The following is a 19,882-nucleotide window of genomic DNA, read 5'->3' as shown; positions in this document are numbered from 1 at the left end:
GTTTTACGTTTTCAACAAAAATAAGATTTTTCACAGTTTATTTATGGGAATTTCGCAATAAATAATGTCTGTTTTTGTGTCGTTGATAATTCTATGAGATTTAACTTTCAGTATAAAAATGTTTCAATTATTTTTACCTAGTAAACTTAACTACTTTGAAAGACACATTTAAACATCAAGGCCTACGACAACAACTTGTTGATACGTTAGTAGCAAAAGGTATAAAAGATGAAAACGTATTAAATGCGATTGGAAAAATACCAAGACATTTATTTATGGATTCTAGTTTTTTAGATCATGCGTATCAAGACAAAGCGTTTCCAATTGCTGCAGATCAAACCATTTCACAACCTTACACAGTGGCTTTTCAAAGTGAATTGTTACAAGTAACTCCTGGAGATAAAATTTTGGAAATAGGTACAGGAAGCGGTTATCAAACTGCAGTGTTGTGTTTGTTAGGCGCTAAAGTGTTTAGTATTGAACGTCAGCATGAATTGTATAAAAAAACTAGTAAGTTTCTGCCTAAATTAGGTTACAGAGCAAAGAAACTCATTTTTGGAGATGGTTATATTGGTTTAGAAGATGAAGCTCCTTTTGATGGTATTATTGTTACGGCTGGAGCACCCTTTGTTCCTAAGCCATTGTTAAGCCAGTTGAAAACTGGAGGTCGTTTAGTGATTCCTGTTGGTGATGATGTTCAAATTATGACGTTATTTATTAGAAAAGGACCTAAAGAATTTGAACAACATGAATTTGGCGAGTTTAGATTTGTACCTTTATTAGAAGATAAGAATTAAATAATGAAAAAAATTACATTCCTTTTCGCATTAATAACACAAATTTTACTTGCTCAGGATTATACCGAATATGCTACTGGTAGTTCCACAGATATTAATACCAACCATGAATTTGGTGTGTGTATGATGGGAGGAGCCAGCGAAAATGACGATGCTATGATTTGGTTTTTAAATAAGGCCAATGGTGGTGATGTTGTCGTATTAAGAGCTTCGGGAAGTGATGGTTATAACGATTATTTTTATACAGATTTAGGAGTTTCGATTAACTCAGTTACGACCTTTGTTATAGCCAATGAAGCTGGTGCAACAGATCCTTATGTACTTGAAAAAGTAGCTAACGCTGAAGCGATTTGGTTTGCTGGAGGTGATCAATTTGATTATGTGAGTTATTTTAAAGATAACGAGATGGAAGATGCACTGAACAGTTTTGTAAATACGAAACAAGGTGTGATTGGTGGAACAAGTGCAGGAATGGCGATTTTAGGAGGTGCTTATTTTTCTGCGGAAAACGGAACAGTAACCAATGCTCAGGCTTTATCCAATCCATATCACAATCGAATGACTTTAGGTTATAACGACTTTCTTAATATTCCATTTTTAGACCATGTAATTACAGATACGCATTATGATGATCCAGATCGACGTGCGAGACATGCTACGTTTTTAGCGCGTTATGCAACAGATAATAATACGCGTGCTTTTGGTATTGCTTGCAATGAATATACTGCTGTATGTATTGACCATTTAGGTAGAGCTTATGTTTATGGTGAATATCCAGATTATCCGGAGTTTGCATACTTTTTGCAGGCCAATTGTGTTGGTGATTCTATGCCAGAAACATGTATTGATGGTCAACCTTTGACTTGGAATCAAGGGGGAGAAGCAATTAAGGTTGCTAAAATAGCAGGACTTTATAGTGCTGAAAATTATATTGATCTAACCGATTGGTCTAATGAGCAAGGTGCTATTTGGGAAGATTGGTCAGTAACGAATGGCTCGTTTTCTACATCTTCTACTATTAATCCTCAATGTGATTTGTTAAGTGTAATAGAAAACCAACTTGCAGTTATTTCAGTAAGTCCAAACCCATTTCACGATGTGATAACTATTACATCTGAGTTAATCGAATTTGATGTGAAGCTTTATGATAGCCTCGGAAAGCAAATCGCACAGTATACAAATGAATCTCAGATTGAAACGTCAAACTTTGCATCAGGATTGTACTTTTTATCTGTGACTTCTGAAGGATTACGTGAAACATTTAAATTGGTAAAAGATTAGTGTTTAAAAGAATTTCAATCCAAACAGTACAGCGTCACTAACAAATCCGCTTTGGTACGAACGCACATAATCTACACGTAAAAAACGCCATTTTCCCCAACCAATATTATCTACACCTATAGTATATTCCTGATAAGGTTTATGGTTTGGAGTTGATATTGCATGAGCACCAACAACCAAATTAAAATTCAGTTTTTCTAATAGAGGAATTCGGCTTAAAATAAATCCGTTAAAATCATGTTCAGCATGCAATTCTACATACGAATCATTTGTACTTAGGTCGTAATAGCCCAAATTGTTAAAGACATCTGTATAATTTCCTTTCTGACTCACATGAGTTTGGTTGCCATTAAAATGTTTGAAATCGACAAAAGAAATATCATCGGCATTAAAGAACTTTCCAGCTCTAATGTTATAGCTAAATCGACCCTTATTACTAATATTAAACGATTGATAAATCCTTGCTTTTACCTGATCAAAATTATAATCATCAATGGTTGCACCTAATCCTTTCTCGTAGCCAACTAAAAGTGTCGGATATTTATCTTTTGTAATATTGAATTTACTATCTGGATAACTCAAATATTCTTGTCCGAAATTAATTCGTGCATACACATCTAATTTTACAATATTGTGAGTTTCAAAAGGCGCAATGCCATAAGCTGATTCATCCAACGGATTGTTACTCGTATACACATCATCACCTTCAGGAAAAAAGACCTGTTCTGTTGTATTGAATAAAGCCTTTCGCCTTTCATAGCTTAAAAAAGAATACAATCTAAAGCCATTAAATATCTCTTCAGTAAAGCTTACTTGTGCAAAACTACGATCATAAAGTTTCATATAGTTATCTTCAAAAAACAATGTAGAAACTGTGTTTTCAAGTCGTGAAATTGGATCGGTAGCATTAAATTGTGTGGCTTGAATTCCGCCAGATATGGTTAAAAACGGTCGACTAGTATTATTGAATTTGTAGGTTGTAGATAAGGTGCCTCGCAAACGATCGTCGCTAAATCCATAATTTATAGATCCGTTTACGGAAAGAAAACGTTTAAAGTCATCAAAATTTTTGGTGTAAAAACCACCTACGTTTCCATTCCATCCTTGAACAGTATTAAAACTTATAGCTTCAATAGGAGATGTAATTCCTGCACTCCAATTTTCGTAAGTATTGTTAAAGGTATAACCACCAATAATATTTCCGATTTTAAATTTGTTATTGACTTGATCAACAGAATCTTTATAGACTTTAGAATCTCTTACAATTTGAATACTGTCTTTTTTGATGTAGTCGGTAATCTCTTCATCTGTTAATGGAACTGGTCGTAAAGAGGTCCAAAACATAGAGTCTTTTTTATTAGCTTCATCAGCAAAGGACACAATTTCTCTACTGAAATCTTTACGAGTTAAACCTACATTTATACTGTAATTACTGTAAACAGCAGTAAATCGACCATCACCTTTTATTCCGAATAGTCCATATTTAAAATCGATATTTTGAGACATTTTTGTCCAGAGATTACCTTGTTCAGAAAACGCATAATTTTGAGTGATAGTTACTTTATCGACTGCTGGAATACGAGCTTGAGTACCTGTGATATCTAATTCGGCTGCATAAATTGTCCATTGATCTTCAACAATATAAATAAATCCTTCAAAAACAGGATCGTTTTTACGTCGAGGTGTCGCTTTAATTTTATTGATTAAATGCCCTCTATCATCATAGAAAACACCCTCTAAGGCATAACGATAATAACCAAATGCATTATTTGCAATAGGAGAGATGATTTGGTTGCCAAGCTCTATGGTATTGGAATATAAATCAAACTCAACATCAATCGCATTATTGAAGCTAAACCCTTTGTCATCACCACTTACTTTTGATGCTATGATTTTTTCTTTGAGTTTATTTGGGCGTAAAAATTCAAGTTTTGAAATGGTTTCAGATAAATAAATTACTCCACTTCTTGTTGAATCTAAACCACCACCAAGATCTCCTATTTCTTGACCCAGCAATTTTTCAGGTGCATCCTTAATACGAATTAATCCACGAGAATAGAAATCGGCTTTATAACTCTGAATTTTTTCAAGGTTTACCTTTCGTTTAGCAATCGCTTGCCTAATGATTGCATTGGCAGGATTTTCTCCAGCAGTTACAACGACTTCGTTTAATGAAATTTCTTCATCTGCTAATTCTGCATCAAGATTGAAAGGAAAGGTTTCAATTGTTACTATTTTTTTGACCGTTTTGTATCCTAAAAACTGAAAAACTATAGTATAGGTATTTGGTTCTGAAATATTGAGTTCATAAATACCATCTTCATTACTAGTTGTGCCTTTATATGTGTTTTCGATAAAAATATTCACAAAAGGTAAAGGGTTGCTTTTTGAATTTGTAACCGTTCCTTTTATTTGTGAAAATGAAGTGATTGCATAAAATAATACAAGTGTAGAGAGTAGTAGTTTTTTCATAAAGTTGAATGATGGTCTTTATTACAAAGACGTACTTTTTATTTAAAAGGTTGCCTAGCGAGTGTAAACATATACATTTATTAAGCGTCTATTGTTAAACAATCCTAAATATAACGCATGGATTTGTTAAATTTACTACCGCTACTTTTGTACCCAAAGAAGTCTTTTATTTGTAAATTTTCTTAATGCGATCTAAATCTCTTTTATTGTCACGATCTTTTATAGTATCTCGTTTGTCGAACAATTTTTTACCTTTTCCTAAGGCAATATCGAGTTTAGCCAGTCCTTTTTCGTTTACAAATAAGCGTAACGGAATAATAGCATTACCTTTTACATTAACTTCCTTTTCAAGCTTTTTGAGTTCACGCTTGTTAAGTAGTAATTTGCGTTCGGCTTTTGGTTTATGATTGTAATAATTGCCATATACATATTCTTGTATAGTCATATTAATTACAAATAATTCACCACGATCATTAAACTCACAAAAGCTTTCTGAAATAGAGGCTTTGCTGTCTCTAATAGATTTAATTTCTGTTCCAGTTAACACAATTCCAGCAGTGTAAGTATCGAGGATTTCGTACTCAAACTTCGCTTTTTTGTTCTTTATGTTTACAGGTTTTTGCATGGAGAACAAAGGTAATTATTTTTAACTGTTATTAAAGGATTAGTTTTACGACTTAAGTAGCAAATATTCGATAATGAAATATATAATATTAGGTGTGTTGTCATTTTTTCTTGTGAATTGTAAGCATGTAGGAACCGAAAAACTTTCAGCAGAATTTATTATTAATAAATCAATTGAAGTGTCTGGTGCTCATCTTGTCGAAAATTCGAAGATCAGTTTTGATTTTAGAGATAGACATTATTATGCCAATAGAAATAATGGGAGTTTTTCATTAGTACGATTAAATGTTGAAGCTAATAATGATTCAATTTTTGATGTGTTATCTAACGATGGTTTTGAGCGACATATAAATGAAAATGAATCTGTTTTTGTTGAAGATTCTATGCAAGTGAAATATGCAGCATCTGTTAATTCTGTGCATTATTTTTCAGTTTTGCCTTATGGTTTAAATGATACAGCAGTTAACAAATCTTTATTGAAAGATGTTAGTATTTCTGGAGAAAACTATCATACAATTAAAGTGACATTTAATGAAAATGGAGGAGGAGAAGATTATGAAGATGTATTTTTATACTGGATTAATAGTAAGACCTTTAAGATAGATTATCTGGCGTACTCATATAACGAAGAAGATGGTAAAGGGCTTCGGTTTAGAGAAGCGTTTAATGAACGATATGTTCAGGACATTCGTTTTGTTGATTATAATAATTATAAACCGAAAGATACTTCAGTTGCACTTTCAGATTTGCCAATATTATTCGAAGCAGGACAATTAAAATTACTTTCAAAAATAGAATTAGAAAGCGTAACCGTTAATTGATTTTTAGTACTTGATCAATTGTATGGCCTTCAGAAATGGTTACGATATAGAGACTACCATTATCATGATCATCCATATCTTCATATTTCTGTTCTCCCAAAATGGCATTTACAAAAACTGGTGTGGTGTTACTGTGGCCTACGATTAAAACGGTTTTGCCCAAAGTAGCTTTTGCAAATTCTTCGGAATATAAGTTTCTTGGATCGTAAAACTTAATTTCTAATTCTTGCATTTCGGCTGTAGGTGCAGCAGTTTCCATCGTCCGATTATATTGCGTAGAGTACACAGCATCAAAATCTATATGTTGAAATACTTTACTCCAATTGTCGGCTCGTTCTAAACCTTCGTCTTTTAAATTAGGATCATGATTAGTGTCATCAGTTCTATCTTTTTCAGCATGACGAATAAGGTAATACGTTGTTGTTAAAGATTCTGTTTTCTCTTGAGCATTTACCGATGTTATAAAGCCTATTGCAAAGGCTATGATTAGAACATATTTCATTTTAATTTTGTTTTTAAGTCTTTGGATAAAACCTCTGTTATTTACCCTAAAATTGTTGTTTAATTTTTAGTTATGCCAATTCTAAAGCTATATCAATCATGCTTTTAAATGTTGTTTCTCGTTCGATACTTGTGGTATGTTCTCCAGTAACTAACGAATCAGAAATGGTAAGAATAGTTAAGGCTCTAACATTGTGCTTTGCAGCAATTGTATACAATCCTGCAGCTTCCATTTCTACGCATAAGACGCCAAATTTTGACCACTTTTTATAAGATTCACTATCATCTTCATAAAATCCGTCAGATGACAAGATATTTCCCGCTTTAATGGGAATGTTTTTTTGTTTTGCAACCTCTACAGCTTTCATTAATAAATCAAAATCTGCAGTAGGCGCATAATAAGCACCATCAAATCTTGAATTATTTATTCCAGAATTTGAAGATGCAGCCATCGCAAATACAATGTCTCGTACGCTGACATTTTTTTGATACGAACCAGCACTTCCAACACGAATTAAGTTTTTTACACCATATTCTGTAATAAGCTCATGTGCATAGATTGAAATACTAGGAACTCCCATACCAGTTCCCATTACTGAAATTGGCTTGCCATTGTGAGTGCCAGTATAACCAAGCATTCCTCTAATGTTATTAAAACATTTTGGGTTGTCAAAAAATGTTTCAGCTATCCATTTAGCTCGTAATGGATCTCCAGGAAGTAAAATAGTTTCTGCTATTTCGCCTTTTTTGGCTTCGATGTGTACGCTCATGCGTTAAAGATAAAAAAAATGATGAGACTACTTAGGCTTCAGACATTTGTTCTGTAACTATGGCGATACCCTTAGAAGTACCAATTCTATTCACACCAATATCAATATATTTTTGAGCGGTATCTAAATCGCCAATGCCACCAGAAGCTTTTATTTTCAAGCGGTTTTTAACAATTTTTTTCATGATTTTTACTGCTGTAAGAGTCGCTCCACTTTTTGAAAAACCAGTAGACGTTTTTACAAAATCAGCTTTTGCATCTAAACAAATTTCACAGGCTTTAACGATATCGTTTTTAGATAATTCACTAATTTCAAGAATGACTTTTAGTGTCGTTTTACCTATGGCTCTTTTAACATCACTAATATCCTTAAAGACTTCAACATAATTTTTGCTCTTTAAAAAACCAATGTTTATGACCATATCGATTTCATGAGCACCAGCTTCAATAGCTTGTTTAGCTTCAAAAACTTTGGTATCTGTTGCTGTTGCTCCTAAAGGAAATCCAACTACAGTACAAATTTTGACTGAAGTTCCTTTTAGTAATTGTTTGGCAAGTGGAATATAACAACTGTTAATGCACACAGAGAAAAACTTGTGCTTTTTCGCTTCATTACAAAGGTCTATAATATCTCGTTCTGTAGCAGTAGCCTTTAATAGGGTATGGTCAATATATTTATTTAATTCCATGTTATTCTTTAGTAGGTATTTGAAAAATGACTTAATAATTCTCTGCAAGTAGAGGGATTTACTTGAACAAAATTAATTAAAGTCTTAAGTTGTTTTTGGAATCAATAGCAATCCAAAGTTAATGTTTATATACGAATACTAATGTTAAAAGTTTGTTTTTATTGTGCAGTTCGTCGAATATATTATTTTTAAAAACATAACCAATTAGTAAAAAGGGAGTTGTATTATTTAAAATAATACAAATTATCAGGTAGGAAGAAAAGAAAATTGATTGCTTAGATATGTTATAGCATTTAGCGTTTTGTGCTACTGAATCTCAACTGATCAACTCTGTTATCAAATTGCGATTCTTCAATTGGATTTAAGATGGTTTGGAATAAAGACATAAATGCTTTAGTATGAAGTTCTTTTTGTTGCTTGAGTAGATTAAAATGCGTAAATCCACACCAGATAATAGCTTTAAGATGCGTTTTCTCTTTATTATACATTCTCATTTCTACTTTTAAATTACTGGTATCGAAAGCTATTAATTGCGATTCAATATGAACTTCTTCCATCAAGAAAACAGGTTTTATATAGGCAATTTGATTGCTGTTCGACACCCAACTTTTCCCTAATTTTCTTGCCATATCATAGATATCTATTCCATAAGCTTTGATGAGCTGATCTTCACGATGGTTCATGAAGTAATTAATATAACTAGCATTATTTAAATGGTTGAAGGGATCACAATCTTGAAATCTAATTGTTGCTGTACTTGATACGGTTTTTAATAATTCCATTAGTATTTTGTTTTATAATATACCAAATGGTATATTTTTGATTAAAATTTTTTAAGCTTTCATATCGTTTAAAATCATATGATCAATTTGATCCATAGTATCTTTCATATAAAATTCATCATTCATAGTATAGGTCATAAACACTGCTCCTTGTATTAAGGTATCTATACGTTTGGCATATTGCATAGCATTAATTTCTGAGGATAGTTCTCCAATTTCGATACCATTTTCGATAATAGAAGCCACTTGATCCTGAATTTTTTCTACTACAATTCTAACATTCTCAAGCAAAAGTGTACTTTGATTGTTAGCATCTACACCAATATTTAAAACAGGACAACCACCAAGTTGCTTGCTAAATTCATAGTAGTTTCTATAAAAGTCAGAAATTAAATATAGTTTTTGAATGGGTGAGTCGCTTAATGATAAATGTTCTGAAATTTTAGACATCATTAATTTCACATTGTATTTAAATGCTGAAATAGATAAGGCCTCTTTATTTTTAAAATGTCCGTAAATTGCACCTTTCGTTAATTTAGTGGCATTTGTAATATCACTTAGGCTAGTGGCTGCGTAACCATTTTTATTAAAAATGGGAGCAACGGTCTGTAGAATATGAAGTTTTGTATGTTCTGATTTAGTTAACACGATGTAAATATACAAAATATACCAATTAGTATATTTTAAAATTAAATATTTTTCGGCTTTAGTTAATTATAAAATGGAGTAAAATGATAATTGTCGAAATAAAATTTTTGCATTAACTATTAAATCACATATATTTATTAAATATTAATCCATACATATTATGAAAAAAATTATTTTTAGTACAATTTTAGCTTGCCTATTCTTCTTTAATGCACAAGCTCAAGAAGAAGAAACAACAGATGATGATTATAGTAAATGGCAAGTTCGTGCTAGAGCTGTGGCTGTTTCTCCTGCTCCATATTTTTATGATGCCATTAGTGGATTTGACGTTGAAATCTCTACTACTTTTGCGCCAGAATTAGATATTACTTATTTTTTAAGTAAGAATATAGCTTTTGAATTGATGGTGACATCATCTAAACATGATGTAGAGCTTAATGATGGTACTCGATTAGGATCAGTGTCGCTAATTCCACCTACCCTAAGTTTACAATATCATGCCTATCTCAATGACTTTAAACCTTATATAGGAGCTGGAATGAGTTATGTAATATTTAACGGAACAGCTGCAGGTGATTTAGATTCAATTGACTATGAAAATGCGGTAGGTTATACACTTCAAATTGGTATTGATTATAATTTAAGTGAAAAATGGTTTTTGAATTTAGATTTCAAAAAGATGTTCTTAAATACAGACGTTACCGCTAATAATGACTCTACCAACACGGCCGAAGTTAATATTGACCCCTTGTTTTTAGGTTTTGGTGTTGGAATGAAGTTCTAATAAACAATAAACATAGTATATAAAAGCGAGTCTATTTAGACTCGCTTTTTTTTTACCCATTAGGTTATAAAAAAAAAGCAACGCTTATTTTATTTCTAAAATTCACGTTGCTTTTCAACTAACCAACCAATTTAAAGACTGTTATTTGATCGTTTTGTTACAGAAGAATTTAAATTTCTTCGGCTATAAAACTTGCTTCATTTCTAAATACTAAATTGTCGTCAAAAGCATCGAGTAAAATGATACTGTCTGTTGTTATTTTTCCAGATAGAATTTCTTTACTTAAGGCATTTAACACGTCTTTTTGTATTACTCTTTTTACAGGTCTTGCTCCATATTCTGGATTGTAACCTTTTTCAGCTAGATAAGCAATGGCTTCTGGTGTTGCATCAAATGTAATGCCTTGTTTGGCTATCATTTTCTGAACCCCTTTTAATTGTAATCCAACAATGGCCTTAATATCATTTCGACTTAAGGGCGTAAACATAATAGTGTCATCAATTCGGTTTAAAAACTCCGGACGAACACTTTGTTTCAATAAGGCTAACACATCAACTTTGGCGGCTTCCATCGCTGAGTCTATGTCTTTTGTAGCTTGAAAACGCTCTTGTATGATATGGCTTCCCATATTTGAGGTCATAATGATTATCGTGTTTTTAAAATCGGCAACACGACCTTTATTATCTGTTAATCGACCTTCGTCTAACACTTGTAATAAAATATTAAAAGTATCAGGATGTGCTTTTTCAATTTCATCAAGAAGAACAACAGAATATGGTTTGCGCCTAACAGCTTCGGTTAATTGTCCGCCTTCATCATAACCAACATATCCAGGAGGAGCACCAACTAATCGGCTTACACTATGGCTTTCTTGAAATTCGCTCATATCAATTCTAGTCATGGCATTCTCATCATCAAATAAATACTCTGCCAAGGCTTTAGCTAGTTCGGTTTTACCAACACCTGTGGTCCCTAAGAATAGGAATGTTCCGACTGGCTTTTGAGGATTTTGCAATCCTGCTCTTGAGCGTCTAACAGCATCACTAACAGCAATTATAGCTTCTTCTTGTCCGACAACACGTTTGTGTAATTCATCTTCCAATTTTAAAAGTTTATCACGTTCACTTTGTAACATTTTTGTAACAGGAATACCTGTCCATTTCGCTACAACTTCAGCAATGTCATCATAAGTTACTTCCTCTTTGATTAAAGCGTTTTCTTTTTGGCTAGATAGTAACGCTTGTTGAGTTTCAAGTGTTTCTTGAGCTTCTTTGATTTTTCCGTATCGAATTTCAGCTACCTTACCATAATCACCTTCACGTTCAGCACGTTCGGCTTCTAGTTTGTAGTCTTCTATATTAGATTTTGTCGTTTGTATATTATCAACGACTTCTTTTTCGCTTTTCCATTTAGCATTTAACTCATTGCGTTCTTCTTTTAGATTAGCTAAATCTGCACGTAATGATTTTAGTTTCACTTCATCTTTTTCACGTTTAATCGCTTCAATCTCGATTTCAAGTTGCATTACCTTTCTGTCTAAAACATCTAATTCTTCAGGTTTTGAATTGATTTCCATTCGTAATTTTGAAGCCGCTTCATCCATTAAGTCAATGGCTTTATCAGGAAGAAATCGATTTGTGATATAGCGTTCAGAAAGTTCTACAGCGCCAATAATCGCCTCATCTTTAATACGAACTTTGTGATGAGTTTCGTACTTTTCTTTAATTCCTCTTAATATGGAAATTGCGCTTTCAGTATCTGGTTCATCAACCATTACCTTTTGAAAACGGCGTTCTAATGCTTTATCTTTTTCAAAATATTTTTGATATTCATCCAGCGTTGTTGCTCCAATAGCACGAAGTTCACCACGAGCTAATGCAGGTTTTAAAATATTGGCTGCATCCATGGCTCCTTGTCCACCACCAGCTCCTACAAGCGTATGGATTTCGTCTATAAATAATACAATATCGCCTTCACTAGTTGTTACTTCTTTGATGACTGCTTTTAGTCGTTCTTCAAATTCGCCTTTAAACTTTGCTCCGGCAATTAATGCTCCCATATCTAGAGCATAGATTTGTTTGTCTATTAAATTTTCAGGAATATCTCCATCAATAATTCGATGTGCTAAGCCTTCAGCAATCGCTGTTTTACCTGTTCCTGGTTCTCCAACAAGAATTGGATTATTCTTAGTTCTACGTGATAAAATTTGGAGAATTCGTCGTATTTCTTCATCTCGACCAATAACAGGATCTAGTTTACCATCTTTTGCAAGTTGGTTTAAATTCTTAGCGTATTTATTAAGCGCGTTATAGGTTTCTTCTTGACTTTGCGAGGTTACTCTGTCACCTTTTCGTAATTCTTCAATTGCTGAAGTAAGTCCTTTTTCGGTAACACCTTGGTCTTTTAGCATTTGAGAGATTTTACTTTTCGATTTAAAAACCGCTAGTATTAAATGCTCTATTGACACATAATCATCTTTCATTTTTTTTGCAATGATTGATGCTTCGTTAAGAGCTTTACTCGCATCTCTTGACAGCATAATATCTGCTCCAGAAACTTTTGAGAAACTTTCTAATTGCTTGTCTAAAGCTAATTTTAAAATGTCGACATTGACGTTTAATTTCTTCAATATAAATGGCAATACGTTTTCATCAACATCAAAAATGGCTTTTATAATGTGTTCATTTTCGATTTGCTGATGTCCCAAGCTTTGAGCAAGTTGTTGTGCTTGCTGGATTGCCTCTTGAGATTTTATGGTATAATTATTAAAGTTCATATATCTAAAATGTTATTTTATTAGTATTTTTCAATAGCCTTAAGTCAATAACCTTACCAATCGCAAATCGTCAATAAGAAACGACAAAATGACCGATTTAGTGTGTGATAGCGTGACTTTTAGTCAGTTTGTAAGGTATAAAGAAAGATCCGACTTATAAAATTATAACGGACTCTTAATGACGTTTGAAAAAAAAGTAAACTATGGGATTTTTAAAACATATATTCGGTTCAACTGAACCAAAGGAAGAAAAGTTACTGCCTTGGCAACCTTTAACAGATGTGGCACAGTTAAAAGACATTGAAAAACGCTCAGAAACAAAAACTCAAGTTGTTTTTAAGCATTCAACGCGTTGCGGCATAAGTACTATGGTTATGAATCAATTTGTGTCTTTGTATGATGTAGATGCTAATTTAGATTTGTATTATTTAGATTTGTTAAGTCATCGAAATGTATCTAACGAAGTAGGTTACAAGTTTCAAGTCATGCATGAATCACCACAATTATTGATTATTAAAAACGGGATGACTGTGGCGCATGCATCTCATGGCGCGATTAATGAGATTGATTTAAACACGTATATTTAAATTGGAATATGTAATATAAAAACTCCCAAAACCATGTTTTGGGAGTTTTTCGTTTGTAAATACAATCTTTAACTTCTTCTTATATTATAAGAACTGATGATATCTTTTAATCTTAATTTTATGTCTTCACCAGTATCGTAAACCATTTGTGAATCTGTTGGAAAGTACAATGGTCTAATTCTAATTAAATCAAGCTCTCTTTTATTTAAAGCTCTTTTATCTCCTCTAAATGTGGCATAGACATGTTCAAAAATGAATTCACTGTCAATTGGAAACACATCTAATAACTGATTTGCTTTCAAATCTGTATACACTACATCTGCTAAAACGTGTGTAGATTTAAACTGATTGATTTCAAAGTATCTTGCTCTAACCGTAATAATCTTATCTATTTTTATCTTGTTTCCAAGACTATCTGTTACAAAATTACCTTCTCTGTCTTTTTTAAATTCCCAACCATCAACAATCTTCTTTTGCTTCAGTTCTTGACGTCTATTGACTTGTTCTGGCGAAATATTAATTTGTTTTAACTGTAATTGCATAGAATAATCATAGTTGATATCTTGAGCAGCATCTGTATGGTATGCGGTCCAAAATTTATCTAATCCATACGTATTAAAGTTTAGTAAATCTGATTCTAACTGCTCTGGAATGATTTGATAAGTCTGGTTCTCAATAGATACCATTACATAATCTATTCCTTTTTGATGCGCTTCTGTCATTAAACGTCGAGTGTCCTCAAAGTTTGGATTGATACGTTCGATGTAACTAAAAAGGGTATAAGCCATTCTAGCTTTATACTTTTCGTCAGAATCTAATAAGGCAATACCTTCGTCTATTAAATAATCTGAAGTTTTATATCGATAAGCTACAATTTCAGATGTATAGTCATTGAATTTTAGTTGCAATGTTTTTCCATTTATTTGTAATGGCAATACGCGTTTTATAGCATTTTGTCTTGCTTCTAAATCTAAATAAATCTCGTATATGGTTTTAAATTGCTCTGGGTTTCCATCCTTTTTTAGATGTTCGAGGTCTCGTAAGTCTTCCTCTAAAACTTTATAATAGGCATCTTCAAGCATCACGATATAATCGTGCTTTCGCTTTTTGTCTTTATTATTTTCGAGTTTTCGTAACGCGTCATTGATTGCTAAGTCATAGTTGCCATGACTAATTGCTTTTTCAATTTGTTTTCTTCCGCTACATGATGTTAGTACCAGAAGAAGTACTGCTGTAAAGAGTAATAGTTTCTTCATAATTCTGGATTTTAATGATTATTAATGTATCAATTCCAAATATGATGCCAAACAAAAAAGCATCCTGTTTAGGATGCTTTTCAACTCTAAAAATAATTTAACTAACTAACAGCCAAAAAAGGAATGCTGAGCCTGAGTAGAAGAAAATTAAGAATAATTCTAGTTTATGTTTTTCTATTTTTTCTATCATCATTATTGTTTTAATAATTTCTTAGTAGTTCCCCCTTTAGAACTTTTTATTCTAACAAAGTATAAACCTGAATTTAAGTCTGAAATAGAATAGGTTACTAATCCATTTGAGAACGATTTTACAGTTTTCCCTTGAACATCGAATATGGAAACTGAGTTGATGACATCATTACTTTTTATTGTAAAACTATCAGTTGTTGGGTTTGGGAACAAAGCGAATTCATGATTGTCAAATTCATTTAAAGTAAGTGTTGGGTCTTGATATTTCCAAAGTTCAATGCCTGTTGTACCATCATTTGCAGCAAAAAACAATCTATTGTTTGCAACAGTTAGGCCTTGAGGATTACTATCTCCTGTAGGATTAATATCATCAACTAAAACAGTTCCTAAATCTGCTCCATTAGTTTTCCAAAGTTCAATTCCGTTAACACCATCGTCAGCTGCGAAGTATAATTCACCAAAATATTCAGTAAAGCCGATTGGATTGCTATCAGGTGAAGAAGGTGATGTGTTAATATCTTTTAATATTACTGTATTTAATGCTCGATCAATTATTGCTCCATTATAGGTCACCCATGGTTCAATGCCATTAAGTCCATCATCAGCGCTATAATAGAGCCTGTTATTATAAATTGTTAAGTTTGAAGGGTTACTACTGTTAGCACCTATATTAATATCAAATACTTGAGTAATGGTCTCATTAGTATCCATTTTATAAAGTTCTACTCCTGAAATGCCATCATCAGCAGTAAAATAAAGCTCGTTATCAAATAGTATTAAGTTTGTAGGATTGCTTGAAGCTGATCCAGTGTTCAAATCATCTACCATCACTGTTCCAGAATTTGTTCCGTCTGTAACCCAAAGTTCTCTTCCGTTTAAATTTGTATTGGCTGAAAAATAAATTTTGTTATTGTATAATATTAATTCATCTGGAAAACTACCAGGAAAACCAGGGTTTATATCCTTGACAATAAATGATCCCGACTCAGTTCCATCTGATGATATAAGTTCGTTTTGACTATTAAAAGTATTAATAAGACCTGAAAATAATAAGTTGTCATTTAAAGTTGCAAAGCTTGAAGGAGCTAATATAGAATTTCCAACAATTACAGTTCCACTTGTTGAACCATCAGTTTTTGCTAAGGTTAATGAACTACCTCCTTGAAAATATACTTCATTATTAAATTCATAAAAGTTATCAATAAAAGTAAATGTATTTGAAAGCTTTTCAGTTCCAGTTTCAGTACCATCTGTAATCCAGACGCTTGTTCCTCCAGGATTTGATGGATAAGATTTGAATAATACCAAATTTAATTGGCTAGAATAATAAAAATCACCAGGTTTTTGAAACGGATTTCCTAAATCTTTTATAGAAACGGTTCCAGAATCTGTACCATCACTTAACCAAAGTGTAAAATTGTTTTGATCTGGACCTGCAGAAAATAATAAGTTGCCATTATATGCAATTAATTGTTTTGGATCTGTTCCAGGAAAGTTTGTTGTACCTATATCCTTCACTAGGCTCACTTGAGCATTTAGAAAAGGTATTGTAAGTAAAATTGTAAAAAGTAAAAGTGGAATTTTTTTACTCACGAGACATGCATTAATTAAGTGTTCGTGAAAACATGTAATGTTTTTCATAATAAATAGGTTTTAAGTTATGATGTAAAAATAGGAGTGAGGCGATAACGGTATACTACCCAAAAAGGTGGTTTTTAGATAATATTCACTTAATTTTAAATGCAAAATGCCGCAATTGCGGCATTTTGAGTTCCCTGAATTAATAACCTAAATTTAATCCTCTTCTAAATCCAGAATAATGAAATCTTCATAATCTAAGGTAAAGAAGTAGCTTTCTGATTCTCCTTCAAAGCTAGTAACTGAATACTGAACTTCTAATCTGGATCCATCATAATTTCCACAAAGTCCATGACCTCCCTCATTTAATAAGGACAATCTGCCGGTTTCTGAATCTACATCTAATATATCGCAAGGTTCTTGAGAATCAATTTGAAAATGAACGGGTTCCTCATAACTAGATGTAAGGTAAGCTCCAGGCATTCTACCATGTCCAGATTCTATAACAATTATTAGGATACCTCCACCAAGTTTACCTTGGCCTTGCTCCCAAACAACATCTAATATTCCTGTTCTGTTGCTCTTTTCTTGAGTAATATTTTCTTCTGCAATGTTTTCTTTTTCACAAGAATTAAAAACTAAAAACGCAAGACATAATAAGATTGAAATTTTTCTCATAATTTTGAAATTTAATGATTAGTAGAGAACAAATCTATTATGAATTATAGGAAGTAAAATCACCCAAAGGGGTAGTTTTTAAAGTAAGTTTTCCTTATTGGCTTTTTGTACAGCTTCAATATTAGAATTTACTTGAAGTTTAATATAAATGTTTTTTAAATGGAATTTGATGGTGTTTTTGCTAATAAATAAATGCTCTGCAATACTATCATAACTATTGCCCTCAGACAATTGCAATAGGACATCTTTTTCTCTATTGGAAAGTTCTATTTTACTCGGTTTTTTCTGAAATGAACTCACTACCATTTTAGCAATTTTTATGCTCATTGGCGCGCCTCCAGAAGTACATTCCTCGAGAGCATCAATCAGTTCATTTGGTTGAAGGTTTTTAGTTAAATAACCGGAAGCTCCTGCGCAAAGTGCCTCAAAAACCACATTTGAGTTTTCGTAGACTGTTACCATAATGATATTTGCTTTCGGAAACACTTTTTTAATTTCTTTTGTGCCTTCAACTCCATTCATTCCAGGAAGTTCAATATCCATCAGGAATAGTTTTGCACAATCCTTTCGTAAATTTTTAATGGCATCTTCACAGTTATCATAGATGGCTACTACTTCAAAGTTTGGAGACGCATCAATAACTTCGGCAAAGGCCTCACTTAAAGGGATGTTATCTTCTATTATGACGACTTTATATTTCATTTATATTTCCAATAAAAGTGATTGTTGTTCCTATTCCTAGTTCAGAATCTACCCGTAATAATCCACCTATTTTTTTAGCTCTATTTTTCATATTTGAAAGCCCGTTTGAAGAATCTATGTCTAAATTAGAAATACCAAGCCCATTGTCAATACAGCTTACGGTTAATGTATTGTTTTTAAATATAAACGAAAGAGTTACTTGATCACATTTTGAATGCTTTAGGGTATTTGTAAGTGCTTCTTTAAAAATAAAGACTAATTGTTTATTCCAATAATGTGGTAATTTATCATTTGTAGAAATAGCTTTTTTAACTACAAATTTTACTTTGGTTTTTTCAAAAAAGTCTTCCCCAAAGTCTGATAGGTAAGTCGCAATTTCTTCAATATAATCGCTGTTAGATTTTAGAGAAAACACAAAATCTCGTGTGCCTTTATATAGTCCATTCGCATCTTCAGTTATTTGTCTGATTTTCGATTTTACTTTTGGATCATCAATAGATACTTCACCACTAATAAGATTCGATAATAAAGAGATTCGAGCTAGTTTATTGCCAAGGTCATCATGAAAGTCTTGAGCTATTTCATCTCTAACGTCAGACAATTCTTTTTCAAGTTTAATTTGTTTATCGAACGCAAGTCGTAAAGCATCGTTTTGTTTACGAGATTGTCTTAATCGAATTAAAGTAGTTATAAATAGAAGACTTACAATTCCTAGAGAAGTTAAAATAAGCCATATCGATAGTCGTTTTATTTGAGCATCTTTTATTTCGGTCTGGTATTTTGTTTCTAATTCATTTACAATCTTACTCCGTTGCTTAGACATTATACTGTCTTTTAATTGAGTATATATTTTTAAACTTGATAATGCCTTATTTGAAGTGCCAGAGCTTTCATAAATTTCGGCAGCTTGAGACAATAGCATCATGTGCCCAGCTATATCTGTTTTGTCATCGTAGAATAATGCACTATCTATCCATTTACTTGCATTCTCGTATTGTTTTAAATCAAGATGGTCCCAAGATTTTGATAGGTAGAAGCCACTCATGTTTTTATAACCCTTAATCTTTTTCGCATAAAAAATAGCTGAATCGATATAAACTAGAGCCTCGTTTAATTCACCTTTATGATAGGAGAAAGCTTCAGAAGCTCTATACAACCTGGCAACTTCATGATATAATTTATTATCTATGGCTTGACTTTTTACCTCTTTTATAAAGTTTAGTGCCGAATCAATAAGCGTTTCACGCCCTTTTATGGTGTATTCATTTTCAAACTCATAAACTAACCAGGCGTAATTACTTACTTTATTGTTGATAGAAGTCTTGTGATTTAAAATCAGTTTTTCAGCACGTTGTACGTACTCCCATTTTTTGCTTTTTTCTTTCATTCGTGTAAACAGATGAACAATCTGTTTTATCACTTCTATTTCCTTATCTACATCTTTAAGTTTTTCTGCTTCTTTTAAAGCTTTGAACCCAAATTCTGATAATTTTTCAAAATCACTTATTGAATTATAATATAAAGCTTTATTGAAATAAATATCAAAAACTTGGTTTTTGCATGACATTTTTTTTGATAATTTTTCTTGCTCTTCTAACACAAAATATGCTCTTTCTACTTTCTTTTCTGAACAGTAATAATGAAATTTAAAATTTAAAGCTTCAAAAGAGCATGCAGCATTATTGATTATTTCTAATTTCTCAATCGTATTGAAAATTTCAACGGAATCTGAATATTTTAATACTTCTCTTTCTCCTAACGAAATATTTGAATCACAATTACAACTATTTTGCGCTGGTGCAAACGATGCTAAAAGCGTAAAAAACAGTAACAATAAAAGTCTAGTGGAAGACATCAATAAAATAAATTAATAAAAAATAAAAGTACAAAAACCTATATAAGCAAAAACCTACCCGTTAAGGTAGGTTTTGAAATGTAGATTAATCTT

18 protein-coding genes are annotated in these 19,882 nt (G+C 32.2%); 5 read left to right on the top strand and 13 right to left on the bottom strand.

What is annotated here, in order from left to right; genetic code table 11:
- Positions 1-155 precede the first annotated feature (155 nt).
- Positions 156-797: a protein-L-isoaspartate(D-aspartate) O-methyltransferase gene (locus VOI25_RS04525; protein ID WP_323787800.1), complete on the top strand. Its 642-nt coding sequence runs from the start codon at positions 156-158 to the stop codon at positions 795-797.
- Positions 798-800: 3 nt separating this feature from the next.
- Positions 801-2,078 (top strand): T9SS type A sorting domain-containing protein, encoded by a 1,278-nt coding sequence (locus VOI25_RS04520; protein ID WP_323787799.1) that lies wholly within the window; start codon positions 801-803, stop codon positions 2,076-2,078.
- A 3-nt stretch (positions 2,079-2,081) separates the two neighbouring features.
- Here VOI25_RS04520 and VOI25_RS04515 read toward each other — a convergent pair whose 3' ends face one another.
- Positions 2,082-4,550, bottom strand: a complete 2,469-nt coding sequence (locus tag VOI25_RS04515; RefSeq protein ID WP_323787798.1) for a DUF5686 and carboxypeptidase regulatory-like domain-containing protein — start codon at positions 4,548-4,550, stop codon at positions 2,082-2,084.
- Positions 4,551-4,716: 166 nt separating this feature from the next.
- The gene (gene smpB, locus VOI25_RS04510; protein ID WP_323787796.1) at positions 4,717-5,175 is read right to left on the bottom strand and encodes an SsrA-binding protein SmpB; all 459 of its coding nucleotides are present in this window, start codon (positions 5,173-5,175) and stop codon (positions 4,717-4,719) included.
- 73 nt (positions 5,176-5,248) lie between these two features.
- On the opposite strand from smpB, the gene VOI25_RS04505 reads away from it, so the two are divergent.
- The gene (locus tag VOI25_RS04505) at positions 5,249-5,995 is read left to right on the top strand and encodes a DUF6503 family protein (protein WP_323787795.1); all 747 of its coding nucleotides are present in this window, start codon (positions 5,249-5,251) and stop codon (positions 5,993-5,995) included.
- Here VOI25_RS04505 and VOI25_RS04500 read toward each other — a convergent pair.
- The 5 genes from VOI25_RS04500 to VOI25_RS04480 form a co-directional block, all read right to left on the bottom strand.
- Entirely contained in the window at positions 5,988-6,497 is a 510-nt protein-coding gene (locus VOI25_RS04500) for a phosphoglycerate mutase family protein (RefSeq protein WP_323787794.1), read from the bottom strand. The genes VOI25_RS04505 and VOI25_RS04500 overlap by 8 nt on opposite strands.
- A 70-nt stretch (positions 6,498-6,567) precedes the next feature.
- A complete protein-coding gene (gene deoD / locus VOI25_RS04495) occupies positions 6,568-7,266 on the bottom strand; it encodes a purine-nucleoside phosphorylase (protein ID WP_323787793.1) in 699 nt (232 codons plus the stop codon).
- Positions 7,267-7,297: 31 nt separating this feature from the next.
- Positions 7,298-7,954, bottom strand: a complete 657-nt coding sequence (gene deoC, locus VOI25_RS04490) for a deoxyribose-phosphate aldolase (RefSeq protein ID WP_323787792.1) — start codon at positions 7,952-7,954, stop codon at positions 7,298-7,300.
- Between the two features lie 293 nt (positions 7,955-8,247).
- A complete protein-coding gene (locus VOI25_RS04485) occupies positions 8,248-8,736 on the bottom strand; it encodes an acyl-CoA thioesterase (RefSeq protein WP_323787791.1) in 489 nt (162 codons plus the stop codon).
- Positions 8,737-8,787: 51 nt separating this feature from the next.
- A complete protein-coding gene (locus tag VOI25_RS04480; RefSeq protein WP_323787790.1) occupies positions 8,788-9,399 on the bottom strand; it encodes a TetR/AcrR family transcriptional regulator in 612 nt (203 codons plus the stop codon).
- Positions 9,400-9,544: 145 nt separating this feature from the next.
- Between VOI25_RS04480 and VOI25_RS04475 the strand changes: the two genes are divergently transcribed.
- Positions 9,545-10,168 (top strand): OmpW/AlkL family protein, encoded by a 624-nt coding sequence (locus VOI25_RS04475; protein ID WP_323787789.1) that lies wholly within the window; start codon positions 9,545-9,547, stop codon positions 10,166-10,168.
- Positions 10,169-10,337: 169 nt separating this feature from the next.
- Here the strand turns inward: VOI25_RS04475 and clpB are convergent, their stop codons facing one another.
- Positions 10,338-12,944, bottom strand: coding sequence for an ATP-dependent chaperone ClpB (gene clpB, locus VOI25_RS04470; RefSeq protein WP_323787788.1), 2,607 nt, complete (start codon positions 12,942-12,944; stop codon positions 10,338-10,340).
- 203 nt (positions 12,945-13,147) lie between these two features.
- Between clpB and ytxJ the strand changes: the two genes are divergently transcribed.
- Entirely contained in the window at positions 13,148-13,531 is a 384-nt protein-coding gene (ytxJ, locus tag VOI25_RS04465) for a bacillithiol system redox-active protein YtxJ (RefSeq protein WP_323787787.1), read from the top strand.
- A gap of 68 nt (positions 13,532-13,599) precedes the next feature.
- Here ytxJ and VOI25_RS04460 read toward each other — a convergent pair whose 3' ends face one another.
- From VOI25_RS04460 to VOI25_RS04440, 5 genes are all read right to left on the bottom strand, one after another.
- Positions 13,600-14,787 (bottom strand): hypothetical protein, encoded by a 1,188-nt coding sequence (locus VOI25_RS04460; RefSeq protein WP_323787786.1) that lies wholly within the window; start codon positions 14,785-14,787, stop codon positions 13,600-13,602.
- A gap of 192 nt (positions 14,788-14,979) precedes the next feature.
- Positions 14,980-16,617: an ELWxxDGT repeat protein gene (locus VOI25_RS04455; protein WP_323787785.1), complete on the bottom strand. Its 1,638-nt coding sequence runs from the start codon at positions 16,615-16,617 to the stop codon at positions 14,980-14,982.
- Positions 16,618-16,770: 153 nt separating this feature from the next.
- Positions 16,771-17,232 carry a hypothetical protein gene (locus tag VOI25_RS04450; RefSeq protein ID WP_323787784.1) on the bottom strand — a complete coding sequence of 154 codons (462 nt, stop codon included), beginning with the start codon at positions 17,230-17,232 and terminating at the stop codon, positions 16,771-16,773.
- A 78-nt stretch (positions 17,233-17,310) separates the two neighbouring features.
- Positions 17,311-17,934, bottom strand: a complete 624-nt coding sequence (locus VOI25_RS04445) for a response regulator transcription factor (protein WP_323787783.1) — start codon at positions 17,932-17,934, stop codon at positions 17,311-17,313.
- Positions 17,924-19,789 (bottom strand): sensor histidine kinase, encoded by a 1,866-nt coding sequence (locus VOI25_RS04440; protein WP_323787782.1) that lies wholly within the window; start codon positions 19,787-19,789, stop codon positions 17,924-17,926. The genes VOI25_RS04445 and VOI25_RS04440 overlap by 11 nt, the downstream gene beginning before the upstream one ends.
- Positions 19,790-19,882 lie beyond the last annotated feature (93 nt).

Source organism: Psychroserpens sp. (genome assembly GCF_034670085.1).
Classification (GTDB): domain Bacteria; phylum Bacteroidota; class Bacteroidia; order Flavobacteriales; family Flavobacteriaceae; genus Psychroserpens.
Note: the sequence above shows the minus strand (reverse complement) of the source record. Positions and strands in the feature narration are given on the sequence as shown.

What these genes read in the sequence shown, in the direction of transcription:
- VOI25_RS04520 (WP_323787799.1), top strand. Translation starts at nt 801, where the DNA reads ATGAAAAAAATTACATTCCTTTTCGCATTAATAACACAAATTTTACTT.
- VOI25_RS04475 (WP_323787789.1), top strand. Translation starts at nt 9,545, where the DNA reads ATGAAAAAAATTATTTTTAGTACAATTTTAGCTTGCCTATTCTTCTTT.
- VOI25_RS04460 (WP_323787786.1), bottom strand. Translation starts at nt 14,787, where the DNA reads ATGAAGAAACTATTACTCTTTACAGCAGTACTTCTTCTGGTACTAACA.
- clpB (WP_323787788.1), bottom strand. Translation starts at nt 12,944, where the DNA reads ATGAACTTTAATAATTATACCATAAAATCTCAAGAGGCAATCCAGCAA.
- smpB (WP_323787796.1), bottom strand. Translation starts at nt 5,175, where the DNA reads ATGCAAAAACCTGTAAACATAAAGAACAAAAAAGCGAAGTTTGAGTAC.
- VOI25_RS04505 (WP_323787795.1), top strand. Translation starts at nt 5,249, where the DNA reads ATGAAATATATAATATTAGGTGTGTTGTCATTTTTTCTTGTGAATTGT.
- VOI25_RS04450 (WP_323787784.1), bottom strand. Translation starts at nt 17,232, where the DNA reads ATGAGAAAAATTTCAATCTTATTATGTCTTGCGTTTTTAGTTTTTAAT.
- VOI25_RS04500 (WP_323787794.1), bottom strand. Translation starts at nt 6,497, where the DNA reads ATGAAATATGTTCTAATCATAGCCTTTGCAATAGGCTTTATAACATCG.
- VOI25_RS04485 (WP_323787791.1), bottom strand. Translation starts at nt 8,736, where the DNA reads ATGGAATTATTAAAAACCGTATCAAGTACAGCAACAATTAGATTTCAA.
- VOI25_RS04515 (WP_323787798.1), bottom strand. Translation starts at nt 4,550, where the DNA reads ATGAAAAAACTACTACTCTCTACACTTGTATTATTTTATGCAATCACT.
- VOI25_RS04445 (WP_323787783.1), bottom strand. Translation starts at nt 17,934, where the DNA reads ATGAAATATAAAGTCGTCATAATAGAAGATAACATCCCTTTAAGTGAG.
- deoC (WP_323787792.1), bottom strand. Translation starts at nt 7,954, where the DNA reads ATGGAATTAAATAAATATATTGACCATACCCTATTAAAGGCTACTGCT.
- VOI25_RS04455 (WP_323787785.1), bottom strand. Translation starts at nt 16,617, where the DNA reads ATGAAAAACATTACATGTTTTCACGAACACTTAATTAATGCATGTCTC.
- VOI25_RS04440 (WP_323787782.1), bottom strand. Translation starts at nt 19,789, where the DNA reads ATGTCTTCCACTAGACTTTTATTGTTACTGTTTTTTACGCTTTTAGCA.
- ytxJ (WP_323787787.1), top strand. Translation starts at nt 13,148, where the DNA reads ATGGGATTTTTAAAACATATATTCGGTTCAACTGAACCAAAGGAAGAA.
- deoD (WP_323787793.1), bottom strand. Translation starts at nt 7,266, where the DNA reads ATGAGCGTACACATCGAAGCCAAAAAAGGCGAAATAGCAGAAACTATT.